Source organism: Pelodictyon luteolum (assembly GCF_001622165.1).
GTDB lineage: Bacteria > Bacteroidota > Chlorobiia > Chlorobiales > Chlorobiaceae > Chlorobium > Chlorobium luteolum_B.
Genome location: NZ_LVWG01000032.1, coordinates 214,545 through 233,334, shown reverse-complemented (window position 1 = coordinate 233,334; position 18,790 = coordinate 214,545). Strand labels below are relative to the sequence as shown.

13 protein-coding genes are annotated in these 18,790 nt (G+C 58.5%); 5 read left to right on the top strand and 8 right to left on the bottom strand.

The genetic code is table 11. From position 1 onward, the window contains the following. Positions 1–92 precede the first annotated feature (92 nt). The 5 genes from acs to rsmI all read right to left on the bottom strand — a co-directional run bounded on the left by acs (position 93) and on the right by rsmI (position 8,716). On the bottom strand, positions 93–2,096 hold the full coding sequence (acs, locus tag A3K90_RS07340; RefSeq protein WP_303681937.1) for an acetate--CoA ligase: 2,004 nt from the start codon (positions 2,094–2,096) through the stop codon (positions 93–95). Between the two features lie 156 nt (positions 2,097–2,252). Next, positions 2,253–4,670: a leucine--tRNA ligase gene (gene leuS / locus A3K90_RS07335; protein ID WP_303681936.1), complete on the bottom strand. Its 2,418-nt coding sequence runs from the start codon at positions 4,668–4,670 to the stop codon at positions 2,253–2,255. A 123-nt stretch (positions 4,671–4,793) separates the two neighbouring features. Next, positions 4,794–6,992, bottom strand: a complete 2,199-nt coding sequence (locus tag A3K90_RS07330; protein ID WP_303681935.1) for a polyribonucleotide nucleotidyltransferase — start codon at positions 6,990–6,992, stop codon at positions 4,794–4,796. A 151-nt stretch (positions 6,993–7,143) separates the two neighbouring features. Continuing rightward, entirely contained in the window at positions 7,144–7,995 is an 852-nt protein-coding gene (gene panC, locus A3K90_RS07325; protein WP_303681934.1) for a pantoate--beta-alanine ligase, read from the bottom strand. Next, positions 7,979–8,716: a 16S rRNA (cytidine(1402)-2'-O)-methyltransferase gene (gene rsmI / locus A3K90_RS07320; protein ID WP_303681933.1), complete on the bottom strand. Its 738-nt coding sequence runs from the start codon at positions 8,714–8,716 to the stop codon at positions 7,979–7,981. Before rsmI ends, panC begins: the two co-directional genes overlap by 17 nt. A gap of 111 nt (positions 8,717–8,827) precedes the next feature. Between rsmI and A3K90_RS07315 the strand changes: the two genes are divergently transcribed. After that, positions 8,828–9,811 (top strand): ABC transporter ATP-binding protein, encoded by a 984-nt coding sequence (locus A3K90_RS07315; protein ID WP_303681931.1) that lies wholly within the window; start codon positions 8,828–8,830, stop codon positions 9,809–9,811. Positions 9,812–9,832: 21 nt separating this feature from the next. Continuing rightward, positions 9,833–11,635, top strand: a complete 1,803-nt coding sequence (locus A3K90_RS07310; RefSeq protein WP_303681930.1) for a S49 family peptidase — start codon at positions 9,833–9,835, stop codon at positions 11,633–11,635. A gap of 76 nt (positions 11,636–11,711) precedes the next feature. Here the strand turns inward: A3K90_RS07310 and A3K90_RS07305 are convergent, their stop codons facing one another. After that, on the bottom strand, positions 11,712–13,019 hold the full coding sequence (locus A3K90_RS07305) for a hypothetical protein (protein ID WP_303681928.1): 1,308 nt from the start codon (positions 13,017–13,019) through the stop codon (positions 11,712–11,714). A 110-nt stretch (positions 13,020–13,129) separates the two neighbouring features. Further along, on the bottom strand, positions 13,130–15,895 hold the full coding sequence (locus A3K90_RS07300) for a phosphoenolpyruvate carboxylase (RefSeq protein WP_303681927.1): 2,766 nt from the start codon (positions 15,893–15,895) through the stop codon (positions 13,130–13,132). Positions 15,896–16,070: 175 nt separating this feature from the next. Here A3K90_RS07300 and A3K90_RS07295 point away from each other — a divergent pair, with 175 nt between their 5' ends. After that, entirely contained in the window at positions 16,071–16,712 is a 642-nt protein-coding gene (locus A3K90_RS07295; RefSeq protein ID WP_303681926.1) for a photosystem P840 reaction-center cytochrome c-551, read from the top strand. Positions 16,713–16,790: 78 nt separating this feature from the next. On the opposite strand, the gene queF is transcribed toward A3K90_RS07295, so the two are convergent. Continuing rightward, positions 16,791–17,141 (bottom strand): preQ(1) synthase, encoded by a 351-nt coding sequence (queF, locus tag A3K90_RS07290; protein ID WP_303681924.1) that lies wholly within the window; start codon positions 17,139–17,141, stop codon positions 16,791–16,793. A gap of 148 nt (positions 17,142–17,289) precedes the next feature. On the opposite strand from queF, the gene A3K90_RS07285 reads away from it, so the two are divergent. After that, positions 17,290–17,985 (top strand): methyltransferase, encoded by a 696-nt coding sequence (locus A3K90_RS07285; protein ID WP_303681923.1) that lies wholly within the window; start codon positions 17,290–17,292, stop codon positions 17,983–17,985. A gap of 1 nt (position 17,986) precedes the next feature. Beyond that, the gene (locus A3K90_RS07280) at positions 17,987–18,790 is read left to right on the top strand and encodes a DUF4905 domain-containing protein (protein ID WP_303681922.1); all 804 of its coding nucleotides are present in this window, start codon (positions 17,987–17,989) and stop codon (positions 18,788–18,790) included.

The following is an 18,790-nucleotide window of genomic DNA, read 5'->3' as shown; positions in this document are numbered from 1 at the left end:
AACTGAATCAAGGCATGATGGCCGATATCGAAAACAGCAAAAGCCCGGGTTGCCGGCTTTTGCTGTTGGTCTTAAAGGAGTGCGGATAGGACTCAGTCCTCTTCCTTCTCGCGGAGGTTTTCGAGCACACCGAAGTCTTCGAGCGTCGTGACGTCGCCCTTGATCTCGTTGCTCGTTGCAAGCTCGCGGAGCAGGCGGCGCATGATTTTGCCGCTGCGGGTCTTCGGCAGTCCCTTTGCCCACCTGATTTCATCGGGTTTGGCGATGGGGCCGATTTCCTTGGCCACATGGTTGCGGAGCGCTTCACGGAGCTTCATGTCGCCTTCGTATTCGTCTTTCAGGGTAACGAATGCCACAAGAGCGTTGCCCTTGATGTCGTCGGGGCGGCTGACCACGGCGGCTTCAGCTACTGCCTCATAGGAGACGAGCGCGCTTTCGACTTCGCTTGTCCCTAGGCGGTGGCCGCTGACGTTCACCACGTCATCGACGCGGCCCATGATCCAGATATAGCCGTCCTCATCCTTGCGGGCGCCGTCACCGGTGAAGTACATGTCGTGGAACTCCGACCAGTAGGTCTCCTCGTAACGCTTGTTGTCGCCGTAGATGGTGCGGAGCATGGATGGCCAGGGCTTCTTTATGACCAGGTAGCCGCCCTCGTTCGGACCGCAGGGTGTGCCGTCTTTCTGCACGACGTCGGCCATGATGCCGGGAAGCGGGCGGGTTGCTGTACCGGGCTTGGTCGGGGTCGCACCGGGAAGGGGAGAGACCATGATGCCGCCGGTCTCGGTCTGCCACCAGGTGTCAACGATCGGGCATCTTTCCTGCCCGACTACCTTGTGGTACCACATCCATGCTTCGGGGTTGATTGGTTCGCCGACCGTGCCGAGCAGGCGCAGCGAGCTGAGGTTGTGCTTGGTGACCCATTCGTCGCCGGCGCGGATGAAGGCGCGGATTGCGGTCGGGGCCGTGTAGAGGATTGTGACCTTGTGGCGGTTGATGATGTCCCAGAAGCGGTCCCATTGGGGATAGTTCGGTGCGCCTTCATACATGAGAAGGGTCGCGCCGTTGAGGAGCGGGCCGTAGACCATGTAGCTGTGACCGGTGATCCAGCCGACGTCTGCCGTGCACCAGTAGATGTCGTCGTCACGGATGTCGAAAACGTATCGGAATGAGCTTGCGGCATGGACCATGTAGCCGGCCGTGGTGTGCAGGATGCCTTTGGGCTTGCCGGTTGAGCCGCTGGTGTAAAGCACGAAAAGCGGGTGTTCGGATTCAACCGCGACGGGCTCCGACTCGTCGGAGGCCAGGCCCATGAGGTCATGCCACCAATGGTCCATGCCGTCGTGCATGCTGATGTTCTCCCCTGTGACCTTCAGGACGATGACGCTGCGGATAGAGGGGGTGTTGACGATGGCTTCGTCGACGATGTTCTTGAGGTTGATTGAGCCTCCGCGGCGCCGTGTGCCGTCGCAGCAGATGAGCAGTTTTGCACGGGAATCGTTGACACGCTCGGTGATGGCATGGGCCGAGAACCCTGCGAAAATGACGTTGTGGACAGCGCCTACCCTTGCGCATGCAAGGACTGCGATGACCAGTTCGGGTACCATGCCCATGTAGATGCCGACACGGTCACCGGGTTTGATGCCGGCGATTTTCAGGACGTTGGCGAATTTCGAAACCTGACGGTGGAGTTCACCGTACGTCAGAACGCGCTGCTCTCCCTCTTCGCCCTCCCAGATGATGGCTGCCTTGTTCTTGCGCCAGCTGTTTGCGTGCACGTCGACTGCATTGTAGCAGATGTTTGTCGTGCCGCCCTGGAACCACTTGGCATACGGGGTGTTCCATTCGAGGACCGTATCCCATTTCTTGAACCAGTGGAACTCTTCGGCCAGGCCGCCCCAGTAGGCGTCGGGGTCTTTTTCTGCGTCACTGTAGAGCTTTTCGTACTCTTCCATCGACTTGATCCGGGCATTCGAGGAAAAAGCGGCCGGAGGCGGGAACTTGCGCTTTTCAGACAGGACGGAGCTGATTGAGTCGTTTGCGGGAGACGATGAGGCATCCTGCCCCGTTGCTGTTTTTTTGTCGTCTGTAGCCATTGATCCCGGATTTAAGGTGTTGAAAAAAAGTCCCTTTTGCGGCACCCTGCGCCGCTTCGTCATCGCCTAAAAGGTCGAATATGAATTTTACATAAAAAAAATATTCTTGGCAATTGCCCGTATCACTAAGCATGGAGCGTTGCCGGATTGATCGCGCTATTTTACCGCAAAGTTGACGAGTTTGCCGGGTACGACGATTTCTTTCACGACAGTCGATCCCTCAAGGAACTTTCTGACGGATTCTACCGCCCTTGCCGCTTCGAGCATCTCTTCTTTCGAGGTGCCTTTTCCGGCCTCGAACGTCCCTCTCAGTTTTCCGTTGACCTGGACGGCGATGGTGAGGATGTCGTCCGCAGCCAGAGCCGGCTCGAAGGTGGGAAAGGGTGCACGGGCGATCGATTCGGGGTGGCCGAGCGATTCCCAGAGTTCTTCGGCGATATGCGGCGCGTAGGGGGCGAGCAGGAGGATGAGGGTTTCGATTGCCTCTCTATTCCGGTTGCCGGTGCGGTGCAGGTCATTGACAAAGACCATCATCTCGGCGATTGCGGTGTTGAACTTCAAACTCTCAGTGTCTTCCCGTACCTTCTTGACCGTCTTATGCATACGGCGGAGGATCTCCTCGGGCATGGCTGATTCATCAAGGATGGCCGCCGGGCCTTCAGCATCGGGGTGGACCAGCCTCCATACGCGGTTGAGGAAGCGGCTGACGCCTTCAATCCCGTTGGTGTTCCACGGTTTGACCTGCTCAAGCGGGCCGAGGAACATTTCGTACAGGCGAACAGCGTCGGCTCCGTATTTTGTCAGCACATGATCTGCCGGGATGACGTTGCCGCGGGACTTCGACATCTTCTCGCCGTCTTCGCCGAGGATCATCCCCTGGTTGAACAGCTTCTGGAACGGCTCCTTCGTAGTGACGACCTTGAGGTCGTAGAGCACCTTGTGCCAGAAGCGTGCATAGAGCAGGTGCAGCACGGCATGTTCGGCGCCTCCGATGTAGAGGTCGACATTCATCCAGTAGTGCTCTTTTTCAGCATTGACGAGATGCTCTTCATTACGGGGGTCGATGAAGCGGAGGTAGTACCAGCAACTTCCGGCCCACTGCGGCATGGTGTTGGTTTCGCGGCGGAACGCACCCTTTCCGTCTGTTCCGTAGAGCCACTCGGGGATGTTGGCCAGGGGCGACTCGCCGGTTTCGGTCGGCTGGTAGGCCTCGACTTCGGGAAGACGGAGCGGCAGGTCTGTTTCGGTGCCGAGCGAGCCGTCTTCATAGTGCTTGACGGGAATGGGTTCGCCCCAGTAGCGCTGGCGGCTGAAGATCCAGTCGCGGAGGCGGTAGTTCACCTTCCTCTCTCCGCACTTTTTCAACTCGAGCCAGGTGGCCATCCGTTCGAACGCTTCGGGGAAGGCGAGCCCGTCGAGGCTGATTTCGCTGTTGCTGGAGTTGACAGCCGTGCTATCCTTGCCCTCATAAACCGCATCCTGTACGTCGTGGGGGCTTTTGACGACTTCAACGATCGGGAGCCCGAACTTCTTTGCAAACTCCCAGTCGCGGCTGTCGTGTGCAGGGACTGACATGATTGCACCTGTGCCGTAGCTTGTGAGGACGAAGTCGGAAATCCATACTGGAAGCGCTTCGCCGTTTGCAGGGTTGATGGCGTAGGAGCCGGTGAATACCCCGGTTTTATCTTTCTGCAGGCCTGTCCGCTCGAGTTCGGTTTTCAGCTTTGCTTTCGCGATGTAGTTCTTTACCTCCACCAGCTGCGGGGCGGTGGCCAGTTTCTCGGCCATTGGGTGCTCGGGAGATATGACGAGGTAGGTTGCCCCGAACAGCGTGTCGGGGCGGGTGGTGTAGACCCGGAGCATCTTTCGGTGGCAGCGGAGCTCGAAGTCCACTTCGACGCCCTCCGAGCGGCCGATCCAGTTTCGCTGCATCTGCTTGACGTTTTCAGGCCAGTCAAGCCCGTCGAGGTCCAAAAGGAGGCGCTCGGCGTAGGCAGTGATTTTCAGCACCCACTGGCGCAGCGGACGACGCACGACCGTGAGCCCTTCGGCAATCTTCTCCTCCACTTCTTCATTGGCAAGGACGGCGCGGAGCTCGACGCACCAGTTGACGTCTACCTCCGACTGATAGGCAAGCCCCATTGCGTATAGCTTCAGGAAGATCCACTGTGTCCAGCGGAAGTAACCGGGGTCGGTGGTGTTGATCTCCCTAGACCAGTCGTAGGAAAACCCCATCGCCTGCAGGGTTTCGCGAAAGCTCCGGATGTTGCTTTCGGTCGTAAGGCTCGGGTGGGTTCCGGTCTTGATTGCGTACTGTTCGGCTGGAAGGCCGAAGGCATCCCAGCCCATAGGGTGGAGGACATTATGGCCGCGGCTGCGGCGGTAGCGGGCGACAATGTCAGAGGCGGTGTAGCCTTCGAGGTGGCCGACGTGCAACCCCGATCCGCTGGGGTAGGGGAACATGTCGAGGACGTAGTATTTGGGCTTTTCCTGTCCCTCTTCGGCCTGGAATGTGCCATGTTTCTGCCAGTAGGCCTGCCATTTCTTCTCGGTATGCGAAAAATCGTACTTCATCGTGGGGCTGTCGGGTTCGGTCTGGTTGCTGGGTATTGTCGGGTTTTTTTGGAATAACGAGTAATAACGGGAATAAAAAAAGCAGTGCAGGGTTTCTGCACTGCTTTTACTTGTTCAGCGAGCTCAGTTGTTTTCAGGGGCGGCGCCAGCCTCGGTGCCGTTGGCCGGCTCTTCATCCACCGCCTTCATCGAGAGGGCGAAGCGGGTTTTGCCGGTCCTCGGGTCCTTGCGGATGTCGACGAGCTTGACCTTGATGCGGTCGCCGACCTTGAGGTGGTCGCTGACTTTGGCGACCCGCTCCTTGGAAATCTCGGAGATGTGGACGAGGCCGTCGGTCTTCGGGATGAACTCGACGAATGCGCCGAGCTCGTCGCGTACATCGCGAACCTTGCCAACATAGATGGTGCCGACTTCAGGTTTGGCGATGAGCGCCTTGATGATTTCGACGGCAGCTTTGGTGCCCTCATTGCTGGAGCATGCGATGGTGACGGTGCCGTCATCCTCGATGTTGATCTCTGCACCGGTTTCTTCGGTGATGCTGCGTATGGTTTCGCCGCCCTTGCCGATGATGAGCCCGATGGACTCGACAGGAACCTGGATTGCGGTGAGACGGGGAGCGTACTGTGCGAGTTCCTCACGCGATGCGGGAATGGCTTCTTCCATCTTGTCGAGGATGTGGAAGCGGCCGCGGCGAGCCTGTGCCAGCGCATTTTCGAGGATGTGGTAGTCGAGGCCGTCAATCTTGATGTCCATCTGGCATGCGGTGATGCCGTCCCGGGTGCCGGCTACCTTGAAGTCCATGTCACCGAGATGGTCCTCGTTGCCGAGGATGTCGGAGAGCACTGCGTATTCTTCGCCGTCCTTGATGAGGCCCATGGCGATACCGGAGACAGGTTTCTTCAGCGGCACGCCGCCATCCATCAGTGCGAGGGTGCCGCCGCAGACAGAAGCCATGCTGGACGAGCCGTTCGATTCGAGGATTTCGGAGACGATGCGGACGGTGTAGGGGAACTCCTGCTCGCCGGGGGCGACCATCTTGATGGATCGCTCGGCAAGGTTGCCATGGCCGATTTCGCGGCGCCCGGTGGAGCCAAGCCTGCCGACTTCACCGACCGAGAAAGGCGGGAAGTTGTAGTGGAGCATGAAGCGCTTGTCGGCGCTGTTGGTGAGGGTATCGACAGACTGCGCGTCTTTTTTTGTGCCGAGGGTGACGGCGACAAGCGCCTGGGTTTCGCCCCTGGTGAAAAGAGCCGAGCCGTGGGCTCTCGGGATGACGCCGAGTTCAATCGTGATGGGCCGGACCTGCTCGAGGTTTCTGCCGTCGAGGCGTTTGCCGTCGTCGAGGATCATGCGGCGCATGACTTTCTTTTCAACGGAGTGGATCTCTTCTTCAATGATGTGCTCGTTAAGGCAGAGCGCTTTGGACGGGTCGGCAGCGAGTGCTTCAGGACCGAAGGCGGCACTGAAATGCTCAATGGCCTTTTTGACGGTTTCGCTGTAAATCGCCTTGGTCTCATCGGCGCGCACTTCCTTTGCAAGCGGCTTGTAGGCCAGCTCTTTAAGGCTGCTTTCGCAGGCGCTCTTCACATACTCCGAGAGTTCTGCAGGTACCTGAAGCGGGGTGAAGGGGCGTTTGGCTTTTGCAACCTCTTCAGCGAGTTCATTCTGGAGCTGGCAGAGTTTCTTGATGGCTTCATGGCCGAATTTGATGGCCTCAAGCATTTCTGCTTCGGAAATCTCCTGCATCTCGCCCTCGAGCATGCAGATGGTGTCGGTGGTGCCACCGATGCTGATGTCGATGTCGCTGCCCTCAAGCTCGTCGATGGTCGGGTTGATGATGAACAGGCCGTTCACCCTGCCGACGCGGACTTCTGACATGGCGTTCTCGAAGGGGATGTCGGAGACCATGATTGCGGCCGAGGCGGCCAGTCCGCCGAGCACGTCTGCGTCGTTCTGCTGGTCGCTGGAGATGACGTTGATGATGACCTGAGTCTCATGGTAGTAGCCGTTCGGGAACAGCGGGCGGAGTGCGCGGTCGATGAGGCGTGCAGAAAGGATCTCTTTTTCCGAGGGTCGGGCTTCACGCTTGAAGAATCCGCCGGGGAACTTGCCTGCGGCATAATATTTTTCGCGGTATTCGACCTGGAGCGGAAAGAAGTCCTGATTGACAGAAGGAGTTTTGCGGCTGGATACGACGGTGGCGATAACCATGGTATCTCCCATGCGGACCACAGTGGCTCCGTCTGCCTGCTTGGCCATCCTGCCGGTTTCAATCGAGATTGTTTTGCCCTGTCCGAGATTGATTTCTTTCGTGATAATCATAAAAATCGCTTGTGATTGGTGATGAAAAAACGGGGTCCGGTCGGGGGATTCCCTGTCGGTGGCTGATTTTCCTGGATGAGGGATGGTATTGCAGCCTGTCTTTGAATATAGTACAAAAAAAGTTGTTTACGGTATCGCCCGGGGGCCCCCTTCATGCAAGGAATTTTTGGTTGTCGATCAAGCGGATCCGCTCTGCTGCAGCGGCGATGAGCAGGCGGTACTCGCGCCCTTTCATAGCTGTTTCGGCGGGCTCAAAACTCTCTTCATCGACGAATGCCGCGTATTCGAGCTTGAAGCGCGTCTCTTCTGTTATCATCCGGCCGGCTTCGGCCGCGACTGCCTTGAGGTCCTTCTTTCCGGCGGCCAGCATCCCTCCTGCATGCATGATGGCGCGGTGGATGGCCGGAGCCTCCTTTCGTTCATCGCCTGAGAGGTAAATGTTGCGGGAACTGACGGCCAGGCCGTCGTTTTCCCGGACGGTCGGGGCTGCAATGATCCGGACGCCCATGTCGAGGTCCCGGTTCATGCGCCGGATCAGTGCGAGCTGCTGGGCGTCCTTTTCACCGAACACGGCGATATGCGGACGGGTAATGTTCATGAGCTTCGAGACGATGGTTGCCACTCCATCGAAATGACCGGGGCGCCGCTCACCTTCGAATCGCCCTGTGATGCCAGAGCAGGAAACCGTTGTCTGGAATCCTTCAGGGTACATGGCCTCGGCTGTTGGGGCGAAGAGATAGTCTACGCCGGCGGATCGGGCCATGGCTGCGTCTTTTTCAAAGGGGCGGGGGTATCGTTGGAAATCCTCTCCTGGTCCGAATTGCGAGGGGTTGACGAAGAGGGTCATGATGATGGTGCCGGCATGCTCCCGTGCCAGATTGACCAGACTGAGGTGTCCTTCGTGAAGGGCACCCATGGTCATGACGACTCCGATGAGCTGACGCCCTGAGCGGAGTTTGTCCGCGATGACCTGCATTTCAGCGGGGTCAGTGACGATCTGCATATCGGTCTCCGGTTTTGGTGTTCTTTTTGCGTGCGGGAGGGTGGACGGCAATTACGAACTCTCCCCTTGTCTTTCCTTCAGGGAGTGCAGCTCGCAGCTCGCCAAAGCTTCCTGTAAGGTACTCTTCGTGGAGTTTGGTCATCTCCCTGCCGATGAACACCTCCGCATCGGGAATGAGGGCTTCGAGTTCGTCGAGGAGTTTGTGGATGCGGAAGGGTGATTCATAGAGGACAAAGGTCGACTCCATTGCCGCAAGTTCCTCGAGCCGGCTCTTCCTTCCCTTCTTGTGCGGCAGGAACCCTCCGAAATAAAAGCTGTTTGCCGGAAGGGGGCAGACGGAAAGGGCTGCGGTGAGTGCCGATGGCCCCGGCACCGGGATGGCTCCGATGCCCCGCTGGTGGAGCGCGCGGATCATGCCGTAGCCCGGATCGCTGATGACCGGGGTGCCGGCATCGGTGATGAGGGCGACATTGCGGCCCTCTTCGAGCAGTGAGGCTACGCGGTTGATGGCCTGCTCTTCGTTGAAATTGTGGTAGCTGATCAGCTTTTTGCCTTCTATGCCGAGGTGACGGAGCAGGATCGATGCGCGGCGGGTGTCTTCGCAGGCAACGGCATCGGCCTGACGCAGCACGTCGACTGCCCTCAATGTAATGTCTCCGAGGTTTCCGAGCGGGGTGGCTACGACGTAAAGGGTGCCGGTATGGTGCGTTTCGGTGCTCAAGGGCCGGAGGGTCTCCCCAGGGATGGGCTTTGTTGTGGTAGATTCAGAATGCTTTTAGTATATAGTCAAAATAACAGAAAGGGCACCCCCAAAAAAACATGCAGGATGGCGATGGCTGAAGCGCGACCACTGCTCCGGGTCCAGGACCTGCGGGTGGAATTCAATGTGAAACGGGGCAGCGGCTTCGGACGCCCTTTTCCCCTCAGGGTGGTCGACGGTGTATCGTTCAGCATTGCTGAGGGTGAGACGCTCGGTCTCGTCGGTGAGTCCGGTTGCGGCAAGACCACGCTGGGCCGTGCGCTGATCCGTCTCGGCCATGGTTCAATCCACGGCTCGATCGAGTTTGAGGGACGTGAAATCACCACACTCGGTGCGCGGGATTTCCGACAGCTGCGCAGCCGGATGCAGATGATCTTTCAGGATCCGTTCGGCTCACTCAACCCCCGCCTCACCGTCGGAGAGATGCTGTCTGAAGTCCTTCTTGTGCACGGCCTCGCCAAAGGACCCGACGCCCGGCGGCGCATCGCGGAGCTTCTGGACGTGGTAGGACTGCCGCGCGAGTACCATCACCGCTACCCGCATGAGTTTTCGGGCGGTCAGCGTCAGCGGGTCGGCATTGCCCGCGCCCTGGCTCTCAATCCCCGCTTCATAATCTGCGACGAGCCGGTCTCGGCGCTCGACGTCTCCATCCAGTCGCAGATCATCAACCTGTTAAAAGACCTGCAGCGTGACCTTCGGCTGACCTATCTCTTCATTGCGCACGACCTTTCCGTGGTCGAGCATATTTCCGACCGTGTTGCCGTGATGTACCTCGGCAGGATCGTTGAGGTCGCCAGCTCCCGGGAGCTCTATACGAATCCCACCCACCCCTATACCAAAGCGCTGCTTTCGGCAATTCCCAACCCTGAGCCCGGCCGGAAGCGTGAGCGCATCATTCTCGGGGGCGACCAGCCTGGCCCCATGAACATCCCCCCGGGCTGCGGATTCCATCCCCGCTGCCCTTCGGTTATGCCGGAGTGCTCCGTTACTGCACCGGTTCTCCTGCCGCTCGGGGGAAACCCCGGGCACCGGGTGAGCTGTCTGCTCAACAGTTAGCGAATCAACGATTCCTGCCCAATGAAACAGATCCGTTCGAAAACCGGCTGCCTCAAGCGGGGCTGCCTCTTTACGGTACTCCTCCCGCTCGTCTGCCTTGCCCTCATTCTGTGGCTTCACCATGCCAGCCGTTCCCTGCCTGATCGCTTCGTGCTTTCAGTTCCCCTCAGTGGATCCCTTGATGAGCGGGCACCGTCTGCTTCCGGGCTTCCATTTGCCTCTGCTGAGGGCCCTTTATCCCTGCAGGACCTGCTTTTCACTCTCCACCATGCATCGTCTGACCCGAGGGTGGCTGCCGTGCTGCTCGACATCGATGCCGTGCGCACCACTCCGGCAAAGATCTCGGAACTTCGCCGGGCCATCGAGCGGGTGCGCACCGGCGGCAAAAAGGTTTTCGCCTTCCTTCATAGTCCGGAGGACAGCGACTGCATGCTTGGCGCAGCATGCGATTCTGTCATTGTCGAGGAGGGAGGATTCATGCTGCTTGATGGTCTGCGTGCCGAAACTCTTTACTTTGCGACCCCGCTCAGAAAGATCGGTATGTCGTTTCAGGCCGCGCAGTGGAAGCGGTACAAGAGCGGCATCGAGCCTTTCGTGCGCACCGGCCCGAGCCCAGAGGCAGAAGAAGAGGTGTCGGCACTGCTTGACGAGGTCTACCGGGATTATATCGGGTATGTGTCCCGTCGGCGCCACATCACACCCGATTCCCTCCGCTCCATCATTGACAACGTGACGCTCATGACCTCTCGTGAGGCCGTGCGGCTGGGCCTTGCCGACGGCGCTGCTTCTTCCTGGCGCTTCCGCCGGGAGCTGGAGCGGCGCCTTACGGGGAAAGAGCCTGATCCTGAAAGCGGTTTCTTTGTTGGCGCCGACCGGTACCGGGACTCGATGGAGTGGCCCATGAAGGCCGACACGAAGGACCGTATCGCCCTTATAACCATGTCTGGTCCCATTGTCCGCACGACGGGCGAGGAGGCGCTCGGGCTTGGTTCGGGAGTGGACGTTGAGGCAGTGCGGCGCTCGCTTGAGGGAGCCCTCAAAGACCATCGGGTCAAGGCCATGGTGTTGAGGATCGACAGCCCCGGCGGTGATGCTCTGGCCTCTTCCGACATGCTTGAAATGCTCGATTCAGCCGCCGTCCGCAAACCCCTCGTGGTATCCATGTCCGGGGTGGCTGCATCAGGAGGGTATATGGCGGCTCTCTCGGGGCATTCCATTTTCGCCGAACCGCTATCCATAACCGGTTCCATAGGTGTCTATGCCCTGAAGCCAGAAATCAGCGGTCTCGTCCAGAAGATCGGCCTCGGTCGCAGCGTTGTCACCAGGGGTCGCAATGCAGATGCGAACTCCATTTATAAACCGCTTGACGGGGAGGCGTATTCGAAGTTCGTCGAGGCTTCAGGGGAGGTATATCGCGATTTCGTTGCGAAGGTTGCCCGGGCCCGGAAGATGAGTTCCGGTCGTGTCGATTCGCTTGCCGGCGGCCGTGTATGGAGCGGACGTCGGGCGCTTGAAGTTGGCCTCGTTGATCACTTTGGAGGGCTTTTCGATGCACTGGTCGAAGCTCAGCGTCTCGGGGGCATAGACAGCGCCCGCCAACCGGAAATAGTCTTTTACCCCAGAGAAAAGAGTTGGCTGGAGCTGCTTTATAGCGGCGACTTCTCCGCAATTGGCTCAAGGGTGGAAAGCTCCCTTGCAGGGCGTGTCATCGGCAGGCTCATGCCAGGCATGGGGCCGGTTCCGGCGGCCCTGTATCCACTGCTGTCGGGAGATCACGGTGGTGAGGTGCTGACGGTGATGCCTTGCGACATCATCATCCGCTGAAAGCAGGCAGGCATTGCGCTGAAATACTGCGGACCCCGGCGGTGAAACCGGGGCTCGTAGACATGTTCGTCTCTCGTCAGAATGTGTAGGTGAGGGATGTCTGGGTTCTCCAGACGTCGCTGTCGCTGGCGCCGATGTACCCGGTTTTCCACTGCGAGAGCTGGAGCCCGAGGATGAAGTTCGGTGTGATGCTTTCTATCACGTTGGCGAAGATGGTGCGGTTGAAGGAGCGGCTGCCTGCGGTAAGATCGCTGTTTTCGGGATCGTCGACACCGGCTCCGAGCGCGACCGCTGTGGAGGGCGAGAGGCTGTAGCGCAATGCTGCCCAGCCACCCTGCGCCCGCGTTTCATTGCCTGTTGAGCCGAGGCTCTGCCCAATGCCTCCCCAATAGTTCTCAAGGTTTGATCCGGTGAAGCACTCGCCTGCAAACAGCAGTTTCTGGCTAAGCGGCATGGAGAGCTCAAGGCAGGCTGACCAGGTGTCAGCGGTTATGTGGGTGTTCGATGCGTCCAGATCCCACTGCTCCTGGCCGTAATGACCGGAAACAGCGATCGTGGCCGGCCTGTCGGCAACCAGTAGCGGGGTGGAGAGGGCCAGTCGACCCTGGATGGTCGGCAGGTTGGCATCCTTGCCCGTATCGGATGCGGCGCCGGTTATGCTGTCCGTTTCACCGATGTTCCGTGCCGCGGCTACCGCTATTTCCACGCGCTCTTTGTCGCCGGCCTTGAAGCCTTTGGTGAGCCGTACCTGAGGATGACGCCCGCCTATGTTTCCGGCATCCCACATGAGTCCTGCATCGTCGACGAACGGAATGAGCGAGGAGTTCAGGTCCCAGGTCTGTCCGGCTATGATGCTGAGGTCGGACCCGGGCCAGTATGTTTTGATGTAGCCGTGACGAAGGCGGGGGTTCGCGGCGTTTTCAGTTCCTCCGCCAAAGAAGTCGAACTCGATTTTTGCAGAAAGCTTCATTGCTTCCGTGTCGGGTCCGGAGAGGTCCATGCCGATACGTGTTGCATTGCCCGTGAGGTTCCATTCGGCGTCGCCATCGCTGCCTTGTGTTGCATAGAGTGCGATGTTTCCGGGGTAAAGCCGGCCGGTGTCGTAGGCACCATCGAACCGGGCAAATCCGTAAAGGCGCAGCTTGACGCCCGGTGCGGCAGTAACGGGTGGTTTTTCTGCCTGGGGTTCGGGTGCAGAAGATGCGGGGGCTTCGGTCGTGGCGGCCGGTCGTGCCTGCAGGAGGGCTTTGAGTTCGGCAATCTCACCCTCAAGGCGGACGATGCGCTCCTCGAGGCTTCCCTCAGCCATTGCGGGCGCCGGAGCTGCCGACATGAAGAGTATTGCGCCAAGGAGCAGCGGTGTGAGGGTATGCTTCAGTGTCATGGGGTCGGGTGTTGCTGTTGCATGGACTAGTCGGGATAAAGTCCGTAATATAGCCATCCCCCTGCAATTGTGAAATCTCCCGCCTCCCACCAGGATGCGGCATGGGTTCTTCAGCCGGTCGTGCGAAGGCCGCCCGAGATGGCGTTTACGGTCAGGAAGAGTTCCGGCAGCATGGCATCGGCCTGTTCCTTCCGACCCTCATCCATCAGCAGCCTCCACTCGGCGATGCGCTTTACCTGCCAACGGTGCAGCAAGCCGAGTCCTTCGCGCCGGAGTTCGATGAAACGGTTGACATTGAGGCGCTGGGTAGCCAATGGCTTGCTGTAGAGGATATCGATGAAGCGCTTTGTTTTCCGATACTCTTCTTCGATCATTGTCATGATCTTGACCCGCAGTCCCGCATCGGAAACCAGCCCGGCATAAAGTTCCATGATTGAAAGGTCAGCGGCGGCCAGCCCGGTGTCGGCATTGCTGATGATGTAGCGCAGGGGAGGCCATTCGTGGGATCGGAGGCGGATGTCCTCGAATGCTTCAGGGTCGCTTTCACTGAGGGCTTCGAGCGCAGAGCCAACTCCGTACCACCCTGAAAGCGAAAACCGGGCCTGATTCCAGCTGAACACCCAGGGAATGGCCCGCAGGTCGTCCAGGCTGTCTCCGCCGGTGCGCCTCGATGGGCGTGAGCCGATCCTGTTTGCTTCGATGATGTCGACGGGAGCCGCCTGACGGAAGAAGGTCACAAACCCCTCTGTTTCAATGAGTTTGCGGTAGGTGCTGTAGGATGCGCCGGAGAGGCGGTCCATGACCGGTTCGAGGTGGTGTGCCTTATTTTCATGCCTGCTCTCCCTGATGAGCGAGCCGGCAACGCCTGCCATGAAGAGTTCCAGGTTGTAGACTGCGCTGATGCGGTTTGCGTATTTCTGTGCGATGGTTTCACCCTGTTCGGTAAATCGCATGCCGCCGTTGCAGGCCCCGTAGGGTTGGGCTCTGATGAACCGGTGTGTCGGCCCGGCACCGCGGCTGATGCTGCCGCCCCTGCCGTGGAAGAAGCGGATGCAGGTGTCGTGACGGCGGCCCACTTCCAGCATTGCTTCTTCTGCCCTGTAGAGCGCCCAGGCGCTGGTCAGAAGCCCTCCGTCCTTGTTGCTGTCACTGTAGCCGATCATCACTTCCACCACCCTGCGTTTTGCGCCATCGCGTTTTCGCTGGTACTCGAGGCTGCTCTCTGTGACAGGGTGGCTGAGGAAGGCCTCGAGAATGTCGGGGCTTTTTTCAAGATCGCCAATGGTTTCAAAGAGGGGTACGACCGGCAGGACGCAGGCGCTTTTTCCTTGTATGGAAGTCATGAGCCCGGTTTCACGCGCAAAGAGATAGACGGAGAGAAGATCGGAGACGCTGCGGGTCATGCTGACAATGATCGATCCAATACCCTCTGTGCCGAATGATCGGATATGACCCGAAAGCACCCTGAAGCAGTCGAGCACCGATTCGGCTTCAGGTCCGGCATGCATGTCGGGGCGTGTGAACGGGCGGGGGGAGCGGAGTTCGCGCTCAAGCAGCGTCCGCTTTTCCTCTTCGCACATGTCGATGTATGGGATTTCATCCTGTTCCCCGTTTCCTGCCGCCCTGACGAGTGCGGTGAGCGCCAGATCGTGGACCCGGCTGTTCTGGCGGATGTCGAGCGATGCGAGGTGGAAACCGAAGGATTGCACGGTTCGTGAGAGGGGAAATACGAACTCCCGGGCAATGTTTTCCGCTCCGATTCCTTCGAGTGAACGGGTGAGGATGGCAAGATCTCCGAGGAGTTCTCTTGCCGAGCGGTAGCGGAATGCCGATCCTGATCCTGATCCCCGGATGGCCGGAGGGAGCGATATTCTCATAAGGTTGATGAACTGCCGCCAGGGCTCTCTTTCATTGCGGCGAACGGCTTCCATACCACGTTTGCCGTGTTTTTTCCTGAGGGCGTCCATACGCCGCAGGAGTGCCTCTCCGGGATCCTGAAGGCGATCTGACAGGCTGAGCTTGGAGCCGAGGTCCCGGAGGGCGGAATCGATGAGCCCGACGGCTTTCAGACGCATGTCACCGAGCGTCTCAGCGGTAACCTCTGCGGTGACGAGGGGGTGCCCGTCACGGTCCCCTCCCACCCAGCTGCTGAAGCTGATCGAGGGGAGATCATCAGGGACCTGGAGTGAACGGGCTGAAAATCCTGCAGCCTCCCACGCTTTCATGAGGCGGCGATCCATCATGGTGATGGCGTCGGGGAAAATGTTCTCCAGATAATGGGCAACATTCGCCCGCTCATCGGCAACAGATGGTTTCTGGAAAAGGATTTCGCCGGTCCTCCACAGCGTTTCCATCGCGGCCATGATCTCCCTGCGGATATCATGCTGCTCGGCAGGGGTCCACATCTGGTTCTCCCGCTTGACCAGAAGAAGGTAGATGTGGCGGTGGAGTTCCAGTACGGTTTTTCGTTTCGCTTCTGTCGGATGCGCTGTCAGGACGGGATGGACCTGCACTCTTGAGAGCACGCCCCGGGCTTCTTTCTCCGAAAGCCCCTGCTGCTGGATAAGCAGGAGGGTCCGGCCCCAGAGCCCTTCAAGAGATGCGGCACCATGTTCGGATTCGAGCGTCCGGCGGTTCTGTGCCGCCGAGTTCTCCTCAGCCATATTGAGCAGCTGAAAGAATATGGAGTAGGCCTGCAGCGCCCGCTCCGTGTCGGGGTAGTGCCCAAGTTCGATCCCGCGGCCTCCGCGCGGGAGACGGGCGGCCAGAGACTCTTCACCGAGACTGCAAAGCATCTCCTGAAAACAACTGATGAGGAACCCGGCATCCCGTTCTGCTTTTTCAAAGTCGATGATGCTGCTGGTCGTGCTGATCATGGGGCAGGTGCTTGGAATGGTTGCAGGGAGGGGGGTATCGGACGTAAAATAACAACGTACGGGGATTTCCGGCTCATCGGGCTATTTTCGGTTAATGTTTGCCGCCTTTATGTTTTATGTTTATCTTACTCAATAATTTTATGGTAAGCCACTAACTCCTAACTCATTACCAGTCATGGACAACAAATCAAACGGTAAGCTTATCGCCCTTGCTTTTGGTGGAGCGGCCTTAATGGGGGCTTTGTTTTTCGGAGTGTCGTTTCTGACCGGTTTCAAGGTTCCGGCGGAGAACATATCTTCGGTCCTTACCCCCCTTCGTTCCTTTACCGGATGGTTCCTGCTTATCCTGTGTGCCTCGCTCATCATCAGGGGGTTCGGTAAAATCTCCGGCAGGGTCAGCGATAAGTGGTTCCTGAGCCTTCCTCTTACCATTATCGCCATTGTTGCCGTGATGTTCGCCATTCTATGGCTGAGGCCTTCGGGCATCCTGCTTTCCACTACCGGTCGCACCACGACGCTTCAGGGCGACTATATCCGGACTGTTGACGACCTGAATGCCTTTCTCAACCAGCCGGCAGCCACCACCAATGTGCCTCCTGCACCCGAAGGTTTTGATTTTGCTGCTGCAAAGGACCTGACCGACGGTCGCTGCAACAAGTGCCATACCCTCGGTTCGGTCGAAGATGCGCTGCGTACCAAGTTCAAGAAGACCGGAAAGATTGACATCATTGTCAAGCGTATGCAGGCCTATCCCGGTTCCGGCATTTCTGATGCTGATGCAGACGATATCATGATTTACCTGACCGAGAAGTACTGAGGGCAGGCGGAGCTTCTGCTCCATACCCATAGATTAGCATTGAAAGCCCCGAAGTGTTCCTCCGGGGCTTTCTGGCGTTCAGGCCGAAGCGTTGTGGCTGACGGTGACGGTTTCGGTGATGCCGCCGCGGGCTTTCCACTCCGTTCTGACGGTCATGCTTCGGGGGTTTGAAACGGCGACGAGGTCGTCGAGGATGCGGTTTGTGACATTTTCATAGAAGATGCCGGCGTTGCGGAACTCAAGGAAATAGTATTTGAGCGACTTGAGTTCGATGCAGGTTTTATCGGGAACATAGCTGACGGTGATGGTTCCGAAGTCCGGAAGGCCCGTTTTGGGGCAGACCGAGGTGAACTCCGGGTTGACGATCTCGATTGTGTAGTCGCGGTCAGGGTAGGTGTTGTCGAAGACTTCCAGAATCTCTTGTTTCATGGGGCCGTTTTTTTATCGGGTTGTTTCGGGCTCGTGGCGCTCTGTTATCCTGAACGCTCAAAAATAGAAATCCAGAGTGATTTTCAGTACATTCAGTTTGATTTTTTTATGATCCTCATACCTCAAATGACCCTCAAGACTGCCGCTCATGATGCATTCGGCTGAAGAGATCCGCGGTGATGCCGGCCGCCTGGCCGCGGAACTGGCCCGGGAGTATGACCTGCTCGATACACACTGCGAGATCGGTGGCCGCGCGTTCAGTTTTACAAGCGTCAGCGACAGTTATGCCCTGCTCGACAGGATTTCGCCTGAAGAGTTCATCCGCGATGAACAGATGCCCTACTGGGCTGAAATCTGGCCATCCGCCCTGGCCCTCTCGGAGTTTCTCTCCGAATCCGTGCCGCTTAATGGTGTCCGTATCATTGAGATCGGTGCAGGCACCGGGCTCGTTTCGGTGGTTGCGGCTTCTCTTGGTGCGAGTGTGCTTGCCACCGACTACTCGACCGAGGCGCTTCGCTTCATCCGCTGCAACGCCCTGAAGAACGCTACCCGGATCGACATCGAACAGCTTGACTGGCGCAATGTTCGTCAGGAAGAGCGCTTCGACATGCTTCTTGCCGCCGATGTGCTTTACGAACGGGTAAACCTGCTTCCGATCCTTCTTTCTATCGAACGGTTGCTGAAGCCGGGCGGATGCGCCTATATCGCCGACCCCCGCCGCCGACTTGCCGAGCAGTTCCTTGAGCTTGCCGCGGAGAACGGGTTTTCAGTAAAGGCACATGCGCGTGAGCATCGGGGGGATGGTAAACCCGTCGCGGTCAATATCTACAGGCTGACGCGCTGATATGGATGCCCTAAAGCCATTTGGCGAGGCCTGGCGGTATGACGGCGGAGATGGGGCTGTCCTCTGGCAGCTATCCTTTACCGGTTCCGGCACGCTGTTCGGCCAGAAGCGCTTTCCTTCCAACCGCCGGGCCTTCTTTTTTGCAGTTGATCCCGATGAGGGTCGGGTGCTGATTGATGATTTTCAGCCGCTCGATCCCGCCCTGGATTCTCCGCTCGGCGGAGGGTGGTTTACGGGGATAGAGTCGACCCACCGTGACCTGGTCTATCTCCATGCCTGGCAGGAGGGTAGTCCGCTGCACAGGGGGATATGGGCCGTTCTTGCCCGGACAGGATCAATCATCTGGTCGCAGCCGGGCTTGGAGTATGTCGCTCACACCGATGCCGGCCTGCTTGCTTGCCGACAGACTTCCTTTGCTGGATTTCCAGAACGGAGCTATGTCCTTCTGGATCCATTGACGGGGAAGGAGAGTGCGTGCGAGGATGCATCGAGCCTCAGGGCTTCGGCCATGGGGGAGGAAGAGCGCCAGAAGGTGCTACTGCCCCAGGCTGCCGAGCGCCTGCCCGATGGGAGCGGGGGCGGGGAGTCGATTGTCTGTGGCAGCGTTGTCGCGCTCTCCGTCCATGAAAAGACCGTGGACGGATGGCGTTCAATCCTGCGCCTTTGGATAGATGGCATTGAGGTATACTGCGACGTGATGGAGGAGGGCGGGAGCATGCCTGCCCGTAACAATTTCCTGATCAGGGGGGATAAATTGTACTACATTAAAAAGAAACGGGAACTGGTCGCCTTTACACTCTCCTGA

Excerpts from the sequence above, each read along its gene's own strand:
- panC (WP_303681934.1), bottom strand. The coding sequence starts at position 7,995 with ATGCAGATCGTCACTGACCCCGCTGAAATGCAGGTCATCGCGGACAAA.
- leuS (WP_303681936.1), bottom strand. The coding sequence starts at position 4,670 with ATGAAGTACGATTTTTCGCATACCGAGAAGAAATGGCAGGCCTACTGG.
- A3K90_RS07295 (WP_303681926.1), top strand. The coding sequence starts at position 16,071 with ATGGACAACAAATCAAACGGTAAGCTTATCGCCCTTGCTTTTGGTGGA.
- A3K90_RS07300 (WP_303681927.1), bottom strand. The coding sequence starts at position 15,895 with ATGATCAGCACGACCAGCAGCATCATCGACTTTGAAAAAGCAGAACGG.
- queF (WP_303681924.1), bottom strand. The coding sequence starts at position 17,141 with ATGAAACAAGAGATTCTGGAAGTCTTCGACAACACCTACCCTGACCGC.
- A3K90_RS07310 (WP_303681930.1), top strand. The coding sequence starts at position 9,833 with ATGAAACAGATCCGTTCGAAAACCGGCTGCCTCAAGCGGGGCTGCCTC.
- A3K90_RS07315 (WP_303681931.1), top strand. The coding sequence starts at position 8,828 with ATGGCTGAAGCGCGACCACTGCTCCGGGTCCAGGACCTGCGGGTGGAA.
- acs (WP_303681937.1), bottom strand. The coding sequence starts at position 2,096 with ATGGCTACAGACGACAAAAAAACAGCAACGGGGCAGGATGCCTCATCG.
- A3K90_RS07305 (WP_303681928.1), bottom strand. The coding sequence starts at position 13,019 with ATGACACTGAAGCATACCCTCACACCGCTGCTCCTTGGCGCAATACTC.
- A3K90_RS07280 (WP_303681922.1), top strand. The coding sequence starts at position 17,987 with ATGGATGCCCTAAAGCCATTTGGCGAGGCCTGGCGGTATGACGGCGGA.
- A3K90_RS07285 (WP_303681923.1), top strand. The coding sequence starts at position 17,290 with ATGATGCATTCGGCTGAAGAGATCCGCGGTGATGCCGGCCGCCTGGCC.
- A3K90_RS07330 (WP_303681935.1), bottom strand. The coding sequence starts at position 6,992 with ATGATTATCACGAAAGAAATCAATCTCGGACAGGGCAAAACAATCTCG.